At 45.3% G+C, this 13847-nt stretch carries 14 protein-coding genes; 3 read left to right on the top strand and 11 right to left on the bottom strand.

What is annotated here, in order from left to right:
* Window positions 1-22 precede the first annotated feature (22 nt).
* The 6 genes from JGK36_RS04370 to cobU form a co-directional block, all read right to left on the bottom strand.
* Window positions 23-730 carry a hypothetical protein gene (locus tag JGK36_RS04370; protein WP_293178732.1) on the bottom strand — a complete coding sequence of 236 codons (708 nt, stop codon included), beginning with the start codon at window positions 728-730 and terminating at the stop codon, window positions 23-25.
* 317 nt (window positions 731-1047) lie between these two features.
* On the bottom strand, window positions 1048-1398 hold the full coding sequence (locus JGK36_RS04365) for a clan AA aspartic protease (protein WP_293196176.1): 351 nt from the start codon (window positions 1396-1398) through the stop codon (window positions 1048-1050).
* An 11-nt stretch (window positions 1399-1409) separates the two neighbouring features.
* The gene (locus tag JGK36_RS04360; protein ID WP_293178736.1) at window positions 1410-1682 is read right to left on the bottom strand and encodes a hypothetical protein; all 273 of its coding nucleotides are present in this window, start codon (window positions 1680-1682) and stop codon (window positions 1410-1412) included.
* 672 nt (window positions 1683-2354) lie between these two features.
* Window positions 2355-4424 carry an AarF/ABC1/UbiB kinase family protein gene (locus JGK36_RS04355; protein WP_293178830.1) on the bottom strand — a complete coding sequence of 690 codons (2070 nt, stop codon included), beginning with the start codon at window positions 4422-4424 and terminating at the stop codon, window positions 2355-2357.
* Window positions 4425-4690: 266 nt separating this feature from the next.
* Entirely contained in the window at window positions 4691-5113 is a 423-nt protein-coding gene (locus tag JGK36_RS04350; protein ID WP_293196174.1) for a hypothetical protein, read from the bottom strand.
* A gap of 278 nt (window positions 5114-5391) precedes the next feature.
* Window positions 5392-5940, bottom strand: a complete 549-nt coding sequence (gene cobU / locus JGK36_RS04345; protein ID WP_293178740.1) for a bifunctional adenosylcobinamide kinase/adenosylcobinamide-phosphate guanylyltransferase — start codon at window positions 5938-5940, stop codon at window positions 5392-5394.
* Window positions 5941-6374: 434 nt separating this feature from the next.
* Between cobU and JGK36_RS04340 the strand changes: the two genes are divergently transcribed.
* The 3 genes from JGK36_RS04340 (at window position 6375) to JGK36_RS04330 (ending at window position 8969) form a co-directional block, all read left to right on the top strand.
* Window positions 6375-7343: a glycosyltransferase family 2 protein gene (locus tag JGK36_RS04340; protein ID WP_293178833.1), complete on the top strand. Its 969-nt coding sequence runs from the start codon at window positions 6375-6377 to the stop codon at window positions 7341-7343.
* A gap of 103 nt (window positions 7344-7446) precedes the next feature.
* Entirely contained in the window at window positions 7447-8400 is a 954-nt protein-coding gene (locus tag JGK36_RS04335; protein WP_293196172.1) for a glycosyltransferase family 2 protein, read from the top strand.
* Window positions 8401-8588: 188 nt separating this feature from the next.
* Window positions 8589-8969: a hypothetical protein gene (locus JGK36_RS04330; RefSeq protein WP_293178742.1), complete on the top strand. Its 381-nt coding sequence runs from the start codon at window positions 8589-8591 to the stop codon at window positions 8967-8969.
* On the opposite strand, the gene JGK36_RS04325 is transcribed toward JGK36_RS04330, so the two are convergent.
* The 5 genes from JGK36_RS04325 to JGK36_RS04305 form a co-directional block, all read right to left on the bottom strand.
* Window positions 8966-11650 (bottom strand): CHAT domain-containing protein, encoded by a 2685-nt coding sequence (locus JGK36_RS04325; RefSeq protein WP_293178744.1) that lies wholly within the window; start codon window positions 11648-11650, stop codon window positions 8966-8968. The genes JGK36_RS04330 and JGK36_RS04325 overlap by 4 nt on opposite strands.
* The gene (locus tag JGK36_RS04320; protein WP_293178746.1) at window positions 11647-11871 is read right to left on the bottom strand and encodes a hypothetical protein; all 225 of its coding nucleotides are present in this window, start codon (window positions 11869-11871) and stop codon (window positions 11647-11649) included. Before JGK36_RS04320 ends, JGK36_RS04325 begins: the two co-directional genes overlap by 4 nt.
* A gap of 316 nt (window positions 11872-12187) precedes the next feature.
* Window positions 12188-12592, bottom strand: a complete 405-nt coding sequence (locus tag JGK36_RS04315; protein WP_293178748.1) for a type II toxin-antitoxin system VapC family toxin — start codon at window positions 12590-12592, stop codon at window positions 12188-12190.
* On the bottom strand, window positions 12592-12816 hold the full coding sequence (locus JGK36_RS04310; RefSeq protein WP_293178750.1) for a DUF2281 domain-containing protein: 225 nt from the start codon (window positions 12814-12816) through the stop codon (window positions 12592-12594). The genes JGK36_RS04315 and JGK36_RS04310 overlap by 1 nt, the downstream gene beginning before the upstream one ends.
* A gap of 144 nt (window positions 12817-12960) precedes the next feature.
* Entirely contained in the window at window positions 12961-13824 is an 864-nt protein-coding gene (locus tag JGK36_RS04305) for a cation diffusion facilitator family transporter (protein WP_293196170.1), read from the bottom strand.
* Between the last annotated feature and the right edge of the window lie 23 nt (window positions 13825-13847).

The raw sequence follows: 13847 nt of genomic DNA, 5'->3' as shown, positions 1-13847 counted from the left end.
ATGGTAATTTATTTGCTTTCTATTATGCCATCAACTTAGTCAGACAGACAATTGTCTGAGTATTTATACTGATTGCAAAAGTGGGATGCTCCCGATCGAGATGAGCATGGATGTAATCCACAACTTGTTGCAGTTTATACTTTGGTAGTCCACCGACATACGATTCATGAATCGGTTTCTGAGCACAGTAGTACTGCAATAGATGGGCAAACAATGCTCCTAGCAACGCATCAATATAGAGTTGTCCACCGAGTCCAGAGGTTTGTAACTCTTGCTTTAATGCGTTCCCAACTCCAAACAGCAGTGAGTCTGAAAGCATGAATTGGGATAAGAGTTCAATCGAATTTCCCGCAACGTGTTCTCTAAGCCGCTTCTCAAACACATCAGGTTTAATCATGAGAGCCAAGTATGAGTGTTCTCGATTCCAAGAACTACTGCATGTAGAGTGAGCTGGAACGATAATAACATCCCCAACTCTCATTTCTGCCGTCTGATATTGCCCATCAATGGTTTGCTCTACTTGTGTACCCGCTGATACCTCTGTATGAATTAAGATGACGTGCTGTTGCTCAACACCAGTGGGTATGCTGTCCGATGAATGACGAAAATGAGCAAGCTCGATGCCTGTTGATAAAAGTTGACGCTGTAAGAGAATTGCACCCTCAAAATAGAGGGCTTGACTATCTATCCTACTGGTATAACCAACGCTTTCTGATTGGGGAGATGCCATCTGTCCATAGGTGTAGGGGATCTAACGTTAATTTTACCTAATTTTCTGACAACCTTGAAGTTAGTCCCTACCAATACCTAAGCTGTCTAACTTATAATTGTGTCGCAGATGCGGTACAATACTATTCCTAGTTGGCTTATCCCGCACATCTGCGGTTTAACTCCGAACATTCTGAACAGCTTGTTGTCTGCTTTAACTCAAAGAATAAACCACCCCGATCGCCCTGTCGGTGAGAAAAAGTGACATAATTTTGTCAAACTTGTAAATGGTAAATTGTCGAGCTAGAGGAAAGAGCGTACTTGCAACCTTGACGACAGCTACAACTCATCGATCGTCACCAACCCACCTTCTGTAAACTGAATAACAAGTTCTTGCTCATCCAGCAAGGAAGTTCCAAGTAAAGGTCGCCTTCCTGTGGCAAGGACAAGGACTTCTCGCTCTTCACCATCCCAAAGGACGATCGCTTCGTGAACTGGTAGCAAGACTTCACTGTTATCTGCCAAATTTGCAGGAGTGTCGTGTCTAAAGGTTAAGCCCATCAATAAAACAGCTTCTAGAGGAAGACATAATTCCCCAGTGAAGCCTGTATCTATCACAAACTCAATAGGGAGGCTTGAGCCATTCGGTAGCAAGAAAGTCAGCGTTACAGTTGCGTGTCTATTTGTCACAATCCCAGAAATCACTTGTATACACGCTCCATGACACCACCAAATGAGACAGCAACGTTATATCCAATACGAATACCAAATAGTCTAGCGTTTGGGTGCTTCTTGCTAAGGTTACGGGAGGCTTGCAATCCAGTTTTATCGACTTCATAATCACCTGTTTCAATGTCGATGATTACCATCTTGCCGATGTTCTTTTCCACTTCTACCTTTTCGCGGATGGTGCTTTCATACAATTGCTTGGCACGTTTCGCAACTTCTTCACGGCTTAAAAGGATTGCTTGCATAGGTTGACTCCCCATCGAGGCTTTTCTGTGAATCCGTCCATGATAGCGCACGCACAAGCAGGGCGATCGTTGCAGTTAATTCAATAAATTTGTTTATTTTCTGAAAAAAATAGTTCGGACAGTTTTTTAACGGCCCTGTAAGCCGATGGCGAGGAAGCCCTGCCATTTTTAACGCATTTTAAGCAACGAGTGCGATCGACTTAAACCTTAAAAAAATAGTCCACTACATAGCCAGTAATGGTTTCGGACACTATATCAAAGCTAAAACTGTCCGAACTCTTGTATATAAGATAAGAGCGCTTAAGCGCAACTACGTACCTTTTTTATCTGATTGTTGCGCCTGGACTTTCATAGATAGAACAGATCTTAAGCGCAACTACGTACCTTTTTTATCTGATTGTTGCGCCTGGACTTTCATAGATAGAACAGCGCTTAAGCGCAACTACGTACCTTTTTTTATCTGATTGTTGCGCCTGGACTTTCTTTTTTTTACGATCGCACTATGAGCTGATATCGTTTCCGGTTGCATCGGTATTGTTTAAACCGTCAACAGTTAACAGTCTACAGTCTACAGTCAACATCACCTGACGGTGCAGCCGGAATTGATATCATTTCATCTGCGTTCATCCGTATTCATCCGCTAACATCTGCGGTTCCCAACTCCCGATCTAACTACTTCGCCGCCGGCAAAGACAATTGAGGCGAAGTATGAGGATAGCTGCCATTTTCAGGAATAGCTGCCGGTTTTTCGGAAAGCAAAAACTCGCGAATTAATCTAGCAACTGCTCTTTGAGCTAAACCGCCGACGACTTGCTGGCCCATATTCTGCACTTCTGGTTTCACTAATAATTGCGGCAGTAGTTGCAATACTTTCATGCCGTCAAAACCCGGAGTTGATTGCAAAATATCCCAAATCCGCTTGATGTGTTCGAGGTTTTTTTGTTCGGTTTGTGAAACTACAGGTTGATTTGCTTTGACTCCAAACCATTCGCCGACGACTGCTTTGGCGTTAGCAACAGCATTGCTCGAAAGTGTGTCGAGACTTTTCACCAATTCAGCAACAATCCGATCGCGAATATAATCTCCTCTTTGAGAAAATAAATACTCTAACGCTTGGTTGAGGATTTTGCTCACATCGTAATCGTCGCTTTCGCGGGCATTGTTCAGCAAGTTTTCTAAGCGATTCCAGCGGAATTCGCCTTGTTTGAACAATAAATCTTGCAGGGATGCTCTCAATTCCGGTGCAGGGTCGCTCAACAGCCGTTTTGCTACGTAAGGATAAGCTTTACTCAGCACTTTGAATTCTGGATCGACATTAATGGCAATCCCTTCTAGCGTAACGAGCGATCGAATAATCAAAGCATAGTAAGCGGGAACTCGGAAAGGATACTCGTACATCACCGCCGAAAGTTCGTCAGTAATGCTTTTGAAATTGAGTTCGGCAACGCTAGCACCCAAAGCATTGTTAAACACCCCAGCCAAAGCCGGAATAATTGGCGTCAAATCCGTGTCTGGCGTTAAAAACTCCAACTTCACGTAATCTCTGGCCAAACCTTCAAAGTCGCGGTTTACCAAATGCACCACAGCTTCCAACAAGCCGTACCGCTGATAAGGTTTGACTTCGCTCATCATCCCGAAATCGAGATAAGCCAACTGACCGTCAGGAGTTGCCAAAAGATTGCCGGGATGCGGGTCAGCGTGAAAGAAACCGTGTTCTAGAAGCTGTCTGAGAGAACACTGCACCCCCACTTCAATTAAGTAAGGAGCGTCAATTCCTTGAGCCTTGACGGCTTCTAAATTAGTGAGTTTGATGCCGGTAATCCACTCCATGGTCAAGACGCGGCGGCGGGTATATTCCCAGTAGATTTTGGGAACGTAAATATCCTTCAGATTCCCGTAGAGTTCGGCGAAGCGTTCGGCATTGTGTCCTTCGTGGGTGTAGTCCATTTCTTCGTAAATGCGCTCGCCCAACTCGTCCATAATTCCGGCGAGGTCGCTGCGAATGATTTTGAAGTTGTTTTGCGCCCAAACTGCGACGCGCCGCAGGATGTAAATATCTAAGCCGATGTTTTCGGCTAAACCGGGTCGTTGCACTTTGATGGCGACGGTTTCGCCGGTTTTGAGTTTGCCTTTGTAGACTTGTCCGAGGGATGCTGCTGCGATCGGATCTGCGGTGATTTCGGCGTAAATATCCTTGGGGTGTGCGCCCAATTCTTCTTGTATAAATTGATATGCTACTTCGTTGGGAAACGCTGGTAATTGGTCTTGCAGCGTGGTTAGTTCTTCTAAATATACCGGCGGTACTAAGTCGGGGCGAGTTGAAAGTGCTTGTCCGATTTTGATGAAAGCTGGGCCGAGTTGGGCGAGAATGTCTCTGAGTCGGGCGGCGCGACGTTTTTGGTTCTTGGCGACGCGGCCTGTTTTGCCGTCAAACCACAAACTGAAGGCGAAGCTAAAAAATGTCCAAACAACGCTCAACAGCCTTTTCCAGACTTGCAGGGGGCGATTTTTGTATTGGGCTGCGATCGCAACTGGATCGTAGCGCACAGCTTCTCCGGCCAACTCATAGGCGATATCTTTGGCTGATTTGAGCGGTTCGGGAGTCGCTGCGGGACTTTCTATTTCTACTTGTACTGCTTGCAGGGGAACTGTTTCTACCTCTTTGAGATTGCCGATTGCAGTGTGAGTCCCTGAATTTGAGTAAGTTGGCGGGGAGGCTGGCGATACCGTCTTGACATCCATAAACTCAGACCTAGTGTGAAGCATTGTAAAGACATTGTAACAATTTGTGGCCTTCTCGCCACTATTGTGAGATAGAGAAAACCGAATTGGTTAGTCAGTTGGCAGTTGACAGTTGACAGTTGACAGTTGGCAGTTGACAGTTGTCAGTTGGCAAAGGACTAAAGAAACCGGGTTTTTTAGTGGAGTATCTAAGGTTGTAACGCTTGTTTTGGCGAAAAACCCCATTTCTGGCCACCCCCTCTCCGATTCCCCTCCTATCGCGATTTTCACTCCCTGCCGGTTCTGAGGAGTCGATCGCGAATGCTTGAAAGTTGCGATTTGGTGCTGACGGGCGATCGGGGTCGGGGCATTTCGGTATCGGGCCAGTTGGCTAAGTCGTTACAGGGACACAACTCCGGCGGCATTCCAGCATCGCGCAACGGTACGGGCATGGCGCAGCGCGCACAGGGACTGATTTCCCATGCTGGTGTCAGCAGTTGGGCAATTGTTTCGTTGGTGCCTTGCAGGTAGGAGTCTCCGCTGTCGGAGGAGATGATTTTTTGCCAGCATTCTTCAAATTCCCTGCTGTAGCGATCGCCCGCAATTACCGATTTTGGTAGCAGCGCTTCGGAACCGTTGCGAATAAATACTTTTTTGCCTAACTGAAACCAGTAAGCAATATATTTTCTGACTTCACTTTCTGATGCCATAGCTTTTACTCAATCCTGCAATTCATTGGTAATTTTAGACTTTAAACTTTAAATTTGATCTCTATCTCAAGAGACATTTGATATTTGACATTCTTTCAAAAGCCGACTATTTTAGGTGTCAAATTGTTGTGCTGGTTGCCCGATGGAGTATTTTTTTGGAGTGATTGATGTGATTTTTGAGTTTTCGAGCTTAATTATAATTATAGCTGATTTTTAGTTAAAATTGTCTGCGGGCAAACCGAGCTTTTTGCTCTAAAAGTCGATCGCGCTTCCGTCTGTTAATTCTTGGCGGGCGGTAGTGGCGTACCCAAAGCGGACAGGTTCAAGGCGTAACCTCCGGTGGCGAGATAAACAGTATCGGCGATCGCCCCGATTTGACGGACGAGTGTGCCGAGGCGATCGCGAAACAGCCGCCCCGCCGGATAAGCAGGCACAACACCCCATCCTGTTTCCTCTCCTACAAAAATTGCATCGGCCGCAGTTGACTTCAAACTCGCTAGCAAATCTTGCTGTGCAGCAGTCCACAGTGTGGCTTCTTGTTCTAAAAGATTCGCCGTCCAAGTTCCGAGGGAATCAATTAACAAGCAATCCGATGGTTTACCAGTGCGGACAAATGTCGGTAAGTCGATCGGCACTTCTAGAGTTTTCCAATGAACCGGGCGGCGATTTCGGTGTTGTTCGAGGCGGCGCAGCCACTCCAAATCTGTTTCATCAACCATGCCAGTAGCCACATAGATTACTTGTTTTCCCGAAGCAGCAGCCAGAGTTTCGGCCCATTCACTTTTACCACTTCGAGCCGGCCCAGTTACTAAGATTATTTTAGTCATTGGTTATTGGTTATTTGTTATTGGTTATTGGTTATTTGCGGTTCCCTGAGCGTAGTCGAAGGGTCGAAGGGTTATTGGTTATTTGCGGTTCCCTGAGCGTAGTCGAAGGGTCGAAGGGTTATTGGTTACTGGTTATTGGTTACTGGTTACTGGTTATTGGTTATTGGTTACTGGTTACTGGTTATTGGTTGCTGGTTATTGGTTGCTGGTTATTAGTTATTTGTTTGATTACCAATGATTTTTAGGCGATAATAGCATTGATAGGACAATATCAGAATAACTACATCAAATTTCCCAACATAGCCGTTTTCCAGCAAGTGAGTTACGCCCTTACCAATTTGCAGAGAGAAGAAAAGAAGCAAAAAATAGAGACTATCCCCAATGCCCAATGCCCTGCGCGGGCCTTCTTCCCAATGCCCAATGCCCCATGCCCCATGCCCAAACCTCAGATATCAGCCATAATTTGCACTCACAATCGCGCCAGCTATTTAGCTGGGGCGATCGACAGCTTGCTGGTACAAGATTTTCCCGATAACTTTGAAGTAGTAGTAGTGGATAACGGTTCTAACGATTATGCCAGCCCCAAAAGTACCACGACAAGCACTCGCGAGGTGGTAGAAGCAAGACTCTCCGACTGCCGCCTCAAGTATGTCTGGGAACCCAAAATCGGTCTGTCAGTAGCGCGGAACACCGGCGCCAAGGAAGCTCGCAGCGAAATATTAGCTTATCTCGACGACGACGCTATTGCTGAGCCGAATTGGCTCAGGGTGCTGCACGCCGCCTATCAAAGCAATCAAAAACTAGCCGTAGCCGGCGGCAAAGTTAACTTGCTGTGGCCTTGTGGAGTCTGTGCACCCAAATGGCTATCGCCCGGATTGGCCCAAAACTTGGGAGTTTACGATTTAGGGGATACTTGCCAGTACGTAACTGCTGCCGGTTTGACTCCCAGGGGTGTAAACTACTCGATCCGGCGTGCTTTTCTCGAACAAATTGGTGGCTTCGATGTCAAACTCGGTAGAGTCGGCACAAAGTTGCTGTCAAATGAAGAATTGCGCGCGACAGAATTAGCATTAGAGTTAGGCTGGCAAGTGGTTTATCTGCCCGAGGCCCTGGTTCTGCACAATGTGGCTGTAGAAAGGCTCAAGCAAGCTTGGTTTCTCGATCGCGGTTGGTGGCAAGGCATCAGCGAGTGTTATCGGGAACAATTGTCCGATCGAGCAGGTATTGCTCAGCTTGGACGGGGCGGTGAAAGAATACTGAGGGGTGTATACAAGTCTTTTAAATACATTAGAGATCCAGGGCTGCGCTTTGAAAATTTCGTTTTTGCTTGGGGTCAAATCGGTTATTTAAGTGCAGCCCTTCAGGGCCTGATCTTTCCACCGAAATCGACCAGCAGGCATTAGGCTATAGGCAATATCCCTCGCTGTTAAAGTCGTCGGCGCTATAAAAGGCCGATCGCACTTCATCCACAATAACTCGACCGCATTCAGGTTCAAGCACTCGATTATGACATCTAGTTCATCAAAGATTCCGGTTTCAGTTCTCATTCCGGCAAAAGACGAAGAACTTAATCTACCTGCGTGTCTGGCCAGCATTGCCAGGGCAGATGAAGTTTTCATGGTTGATTCCCAAAGCAGCGATCGCACGGTAGAAATTGCCATCAGTAGCGGTGCCAAAGTAGTACAATTCTACTTCGACAACCGCTGGCCGAAAAAGAAAAATTGGTCTTTGGACAACCTGCCCTTTCGCAACGAATGGGTATTAATTGTCGATTGCGACGAGCGCATCCCCCCGGAACTTTGGGACGAAATCGCGCGGGCGATCGCCGATCCGAATTTTGACGGCTACTACCTCAACCGCAAAGTCTTCTTTTTAGGTCAATGGCTGCGTTACGGCGGCCGATATCCCGACTGGAATTTGCGTTTGTTCAAGCATCAAAAAGGCCGTTACGAAAATCTCGGCACTGAATCCGTCCCCAACACAGGTGACAATGAAGTTCACGAACACGTCATTTTAGCAGGTCAAGTCGGCTACTTAAAACATGATATGATCCACGAGGATTATCGCGATTTATTTCATTGGATAGAACGGCACAACAGATATTCAAATTGGGAAGCCCGCGTTTATTACAATATTATTGAAGGCCGCGACGACAGCGGCACTATTGGCGCTCACCTATTTGGAGATGCCGTGCAGCGGAAGCGATTTCTCAAAAAAGTTTGGGTGAGGCTGCCTTTTAAACCAATGCTCAGATTTATTTTATTTTACTTTATTCAGCTAGGCTTTTTGGATGGAAAAGCTGGCTATATTTATGCAAGGTTATTGAGTCAATATGAGTATCAAATTAATGCAAAACTGTACGAATTGCGCTCTTGCGGCGGTCAGTTGAATGTTGCAGAATCTGAATCTACTTTGTCGCTGCCGGTAGTTAGTGATTCGGCGGTTGAAACTAAGAAATAAACAGGATATTTCAGCCGAATTTTGTATTAGTCCGCGGAGGCGGACATTGTTTGTGTAGACGCGGTTTCTAACCGCCGGATTTCTTCATTTGTATCAATGCTATTTCAACCGCCGGGTTTCTGCACAAAATAAGTATGATAATTATGGCAAAATAAGAATTATTCATTTAATCGATCGCCATTATCCCAATGACTACCATTACCCAATCAGAAATTGAACAGTATCGCTCCCAATTACAAGAATATCCCGATGCTCTAAAAGCCCTTGATGTACTTCAAGAGTGTGAAGGCGATTTAGAATATGCAGCCGAAACCTTAGCAATTGAGTCAGGAGAATTAGACAACGATCTAGGTGCAAAAGACCCGAATGAACCTAGCAGGTTAGAAAAATCAGCAGATAAATTGCGTCCTCATATTTGTACGCAAGCCTTTAAAGACGTATTGAGTCAAGGTTTTGCTGTTGTATTGGGTTCGCTAATAACTGCTGGCGTTTACGCAGGAGTACCATTAATACTGGTACTTATTTACATAAGCACGAAAAATTTGGACAAGTTTTGTCAGGATTGCTAAACGCCGATCGCAGCGAAGCCAGCCCAGTAATGAGGTTCAACAAAAGGAAACGGCTTGCGGTTACTTGCAGCCTTCAGAGGTGCATTAACATAGCGTGTGCGTTCCTTTAGAGGCAGTTGTTCAAATATTTGGTCGATTTGGGGTTTGAGGTCTTCTAATAAGACTTCTAGCCCTTCTGAGGTCAAATTACGCAGCCATTGCTGCGCCTCATTGAGAGCAGTAACCGTTGATAGAGTTTCTAGGTTTTCATAGAACCGAATCAGTAACAAAGTGCTGGCGAGTTCATCCACTTTCCAAAGGGTACTGACCATACTAGGGCTACCTGCTAAGAGAAATCCGAAAGGTAAGCCGATATATTCATCGCTGGTTTTGGATTCTGTCAATCCAGTTTCGCAGGCGGAGAGAGTGACAAGACGACATTGATTTAGGTCAAGATTCAAGATTTCCAAGAGTGTCAAACGTTCTTTATTTGCGAATACCAGGGATGATTCCAAAGGCGAGTCAGGCTCAAATTCGCCGTGACAACCGAAATGGGCGCAGTTGGCAAAGCTGAGTTTCGCGTTTATAATTGCGTTCTTATTAGCATCATCTTTTGCCAAGAAATCATTAGATTTGAATTTGTGACGGATGTTAGCGGCTTGCAGTTCAAGTAAGTAGCGGTCTTTGGTAGGATTGGCAATAGCAAATAGGTGAGAGAAATTAGGGCGTTGTCGCTGTTTCGCCTGTTGCAGTAGTTGGCAACTGGGGGCATAGCTGACTCCACCAGGGAATAAGTCGAGAAGGCACGATTCTGATTTAGATAGGGATACAGTGATAGAAGAATCGATTTCATCGGTGTATCCGCTTTCAAAATCCCTTTCGTGGGAGATTGGCAACGCATGAAGGGGGAAAAGATGCAGGAAGCGATGGGGAATTAAAATCAGTCGATCGCACGGTTTCGGAATACTCTTTAAAATCTGATCAAGATGCAAAATCTCAGCTAGGTTTTGGAGGCGGGAGGCTAGTTTTTGCTTCCATTGGGGTTTTATCTCTTTGTAGTCTTTCCGATACTCGTTATCCCAATTTATTAAGGCTTCAAAGTCTTCTGTTGAAGATTGCCAGACTATAGGAGTTGGTGATTGAGAGGTGATGATGAATGTGAGGAATTTGTCGCCCAGGATGTACCACTGAAGGATAGCAGTATTTTCTGCTGTGAGGGCTTGAATATCGCTGTAGGGAATCGGTTCAACTTTTTGGGTGAGGCTGAAGTTAGGATCGATGGGTTTGATATCGTGGGTAATCAATTCATCGAGTTGTTGCTGTAATTGATTGATATGAGTGCGCTTGCCCAGAAACTGGGTTTCTTCAAGAAGCCGGGTTTCTGATATCATGCCACCTTTGCTGTTACGGTTTATTTGTTCGATTTCCAGTCGGCGCTTTTGGGCCTCAATTTCTCGACTGAGGCGCGACAATTCGTTTAGAACAGTTTCTGGGATATTGCCTTTAGGTTTGATGTCACGGTTGGCAAAGAGTTCTACAAGGTTGCGGGCTTTGCTGCGTTCGACGTATTCGATCGCTTCGGTGTAGTGTTCGAGTTCTATGCAAACTTCCACCATGCCCAGATAAAGTTGATTCCATTCTTCGGCTAATTTCTGTTTGCTTTCATCGCCAGATTGAATCTCGCCCCGTAAAAATTCTACTGTTTCAATCGCTGCGGCATAGGTATCATAAGCGAGTTGCCATTGCTGGTTACTTCGGTAAAAATTACCTAAATTAGATAAAGTCTCTGTATGTTCTTGTGGGAAAGCCTCGCGAGTGCTAATAGTTAAAGCCTTGTGATAAAGTGCGATCGCCAGTTCGATATTCTCTGCTTTCTCTCCCCTGATTCTGTTACAGTAGGCAGCCGCCAGATTATTTTGCGTCGTTGCCCAATTTTGGGGAAAGGCATCGCGGGTGCGTACTTCTAATGCCTTGTTGTAAGATGTGATCGCCAGTTCGATATTCTGAGCTTTCTCTCCCCTGATTCTGTAAGTGTAGGCTACTGCCAGATTATTTTGCGTCATAGCCCATTTTTCGGGAAAGGCATCGCGGGTGTAGACGGTTAATGCAGCAGTGAAAGATGCGATCGCCAGTTCGATATTCTCTGCTTTCTCTCCCCTGATTCTGTCACTGTAGGCAATTGCCAGATTATTTTGCGTCGCCGCCCAATCTTCGGGAAAGGCATCGGGGGTGCGGATAGTTAATGCAGCAGTGAAATATGCGATCGCACTTTCGATATTCTCTGATTTCTCTCCCCTGATTCTGTAAGTGTAGGCAAGTGCCAGATTATTTTGCGTCGTTGCCCAATTTTCGCTTCCCGGTTCCCAATTATTTAAAAGTATTTGATAACCAGTAATGGCAATTTCAAGATTATTCGCTCTTTTTCCCAGCGCAAAGTTACTAATATGATTACTCAAGTTTCCAATGAGGCCGAGAATAGATTCAATTGCTTCGGGATGTTCGGCAATTAAATTCCGGGCCACTTGCTGTAAAATCTCGGCAAAACGGTCATTGAGGAGATGTTGCCGCCCGGCCAGCATGGGGTAAATTACTTTAATATCGCTGTTGCTCTCTTCTTCTGCTTGCAATAAGTCTAGGATAAAGTTTGCATACTCTGGTGAATTTTCACCTTCAGAGTTATCGCTATCTCCCTCATCATTCATCCCAATAATTCCCCTAGCTGACTGGCAAGATTTCGTAAATAATTAGCCTGATTTTCCTGTCCTTCCTCTGCCCAGTTTTCTGCTACTACCTCGCAAAATTGCAGAAACCCCGAATCTACCAATTCTAAGTTAGCCTGTAAAATTTGCTGTTTCTCACCGTTGGGGCAAGTCAGGAGTGTTTGAATTAGTTGCAGATAGGCTTGGGCGCGGGTTTCGTCCATTGTGGGGAGTTGTCAATAACACCGATGTTTATTTTATCATGATTTTACGATATTTTGTAGGGCGGGTTCACCAACAATACATAACAATTACCAACCATCTATATAAACCCGCCCCCACACCACCGATAACCCACATCAACCTGAAATTTGCATCGCATCGCAAAAATGTACATGATGATTGTTGGTTGGGTGGGGGCGGGTTTTTGAAATTGTTTGTTTCAGGCGATTATGGTTGGCGAACCCGCCCCTACAGGATGTATGAAAGATTTCGGAAAAAACCCGGTTTCTTAGATTGCACTGTCAATTCCACCCATACTCACCAAATTGTCTGAATAGTGGTTAACGCTTGAATTTTTGCGTCGCGGGTGACTAACGGAAGACTTAAAGATAAAGCAGTGGCGGCAATAATCCTGTCTGGCATATCTGGTACCACATCGCGGGGAATCTGACGCAGAGTTTGTGCTGTGATTAAATCCAAAGGGGCGATGGCTAACCCAGTCCCCCGATCGAATAAGGCATTGATTAACTGCTCAAATGCCTCTTCGGGCAATCGATACCTTTCCACTAAATAACCTAATTCTACCACAGAAATTGCGGACACATAAATCGAATTCCCTCCTGCTAATGCTGTATCCAAAGCAGTCATTGCTGCTTGCGATAATCGAGCATTCTCCCGCAAATACCAGATAATTGTATGAGTGTCGGCGACAACGGCTGTCATTAAATATCGCCTCTCGGAAAATTTCCCCACATTTCTTTTCTAGCTTGGGCAATATCTTCTTCGGTGATATCCATATCTAAATGAGCCCACATTCCTTTGACGCTTTTCAGAGGTCGCTTGAGAATGTTTTTTTGATGAAGAAATTCAGCAAAGTCTAAAACTTCTTGCTGGTGATTCGGGGGTAATTCCCGCAATTTATCTAAAACTGCTTGCTCTAAATCCATTGTCTTTTTTCCTCTGTTTTTGGTGTAGTTGACATAACTTTGATTTTGCTCTGTTCTATTTTCATTATATACCTATCTTTTATACTTTGGATATTAACCGCAGATGGTGGCGGATGTACGCTGATGAACGCAGATGAGGAGACATCATTTAATTAGTTCTTCGAGAGATGGAAACAGCAATTTTTCGGCGCTCACTTTTTCGCAATCGCAAGGTTCTTGAATTGCGGATATTGCTGATACATTTCCTAGCAGCAACTGGATGCTTTCAATTAGCAATGGTAGAGTTAATAAAATGATTGATGCCGATACCAGCAAGCTAATTAAGCCGTCAGCCCAATTCCAATGCAGCCACGCTACGGCGATCGCAGCTAAAATTACTCCAACCGACGAAAATATGTCGGCGACTGCGTGCAGAAAGGCGCTTTTGAGGTTCAAGTCGCCGTGACAGCAGGAGTGCAAGCAGCAAGCATTGATTGAGTTGATGCTTAAACCGACTATTGCGGTAATTAACATCGGGAGTCCTTCTACTTCGGGGGTTGGGGACTGCAAACGGGCGATCGACTCTGCTGCAATCCAAAGCGCGATCGCTACTAAACTGATACTATTAACTAAGGCTGCTATGATTTCTCCACGAGCAGGCAGGATGCCCACCCCACCAGAAAACTCACTCTTTGTGGAACAGGCATCTTGCCTGTTCTTAACAATAGTGTCCGCAGTCAATTCGATCGCGCAATCCACCGATTTACTTCTTTTTACTGACGAGTACCAAGTAGCTGTTAAAGTGATCGCTAAAGCTGCTACATCAGACAAAACATGACCAGCATCTGCCAATAGGGATAAACTGTGAGAGCTCGTCGCAGCGATTAACTCTGCGACAAAAAAGCTACTAAGCAGTACCAAAGCTGTTTGTAAAAGTCGCACTTTGGCAATTCTGGGATTGGGATTGTCGCATTGTGCGAGATTCTTGGTGTTTTCAGGGTTAAAATTGTCCCCAACTGGAAATATCATGCAGCAATCCTTACAGCTAAACT

The sequence above is a fragment of the Microcoleus sp. PH2017_35_SFW_U_B genome, assembly GCF_020737865.1.
Lineage (GTDB): Bacteria > Cyanobacteriota > Cyanobacteriia > Cyanobacteriales > Microcoleaceae > Microcoleus.
Note: the sequence above shows the minus strand (reverse complement) of the source record. Positions and strands in the feature narration are given on the sequence as shown.

Excerpts from the sequence above, each read along its gene's own strand:
- JGK36_RS04320 (WP_293178746.1), bottom strand. The coding sequence starts at position 11,871 with ATGGACGAAACCCGCGCCCAAGCCTATCTGCAACTAATTCAAACACTC.
- JGK36_RS04325 (WP_293178744.1), bottom strand. The coding sequence starts at position 11,650 with ATGAATGATGAGGGAGATAGCGATAACTCTGAAGGTGAAAATTCACCA.
- JGK36_RS04350 (WP_293196174.1), bottom strand. The coding sequence starts at position 5,113 with ATGGCATCAGAAAGTGAAGTCAGAAAATATATTGCTTACTGGTTTCAG.
- JGK36_RS04370 (WP_293178732.1), bottom strand. The coding sequence starts at position 730 with ATGGCATCTCCCCAATCAGAAAGCGTTGGTTATACCAGTAGGATAGAT.
- JGK36_RS04310 (WP_293178750.1), bottom strand. The coding sequence starts at position 12,816 with ATGGATTTAGAGCAAGCAGTTTTAGATAAATTGCGGGAATTACCCCCG.
- JGK36_RS04315 (WP_293178748.1), bottom strand. The coding sequence starts at position 12,592 with ATGACAGCCGTTGTCGCCGACACTCATACAATTATCTGGTATTTGCGG.
- JGK36_RS04305 (WP_293196170.1), bottom strand. The coding sequence starts at position 13,824 with ATGATATTTCCAGTTGGGGACAATTTTAACCCTGAAAACACCAAGAAT.
- JGK36_RS04330 (WP_293178742.1), top strand. The coding sequence starts at position 8,589 with ATGACTACCATTACCCAATCAGAAATTGAACAGTATCGCTCCCAATTA.
- cobU (WP_293178740.1), bottom strand. The coding sequence starts at position 5,940 with ATGACTAAAATAATCTTAGTAACTGGGCCGGCTCGAAGTGGTAAAAGT.
- JGK36_RS04360 (WP_293178736.1), bottom strand. The coding sequence starts at position 1,682 with ATGCAAGCAATCCTTTTAAGCCGTGAAGAAGTTGCGAAACGTGCCAAG.
- JGK36_RS04340 (WP_293178833.1), top strand. The coding sequence starts at position 6,375 with ATGCCCAAACCTCAGATATCAGCCATAATTTGCACTCACAATCGCGCC.
- JGK36_RS04335 (WP_293196172.1), top strand. The coding sequence starts at position 7,447 with ATGACATCTAGTTCATCAAAGATTCCGGTTTCAGTTCTCATTCCGGCA.
- JGK36_RS04355 (WP_293178830.1), bottom strand. The coding sequence starts at position 4,424 with ATGGATGTCAAGACGGTATCGCCAGCCTCCCCGCCAACTTACTCAAAT.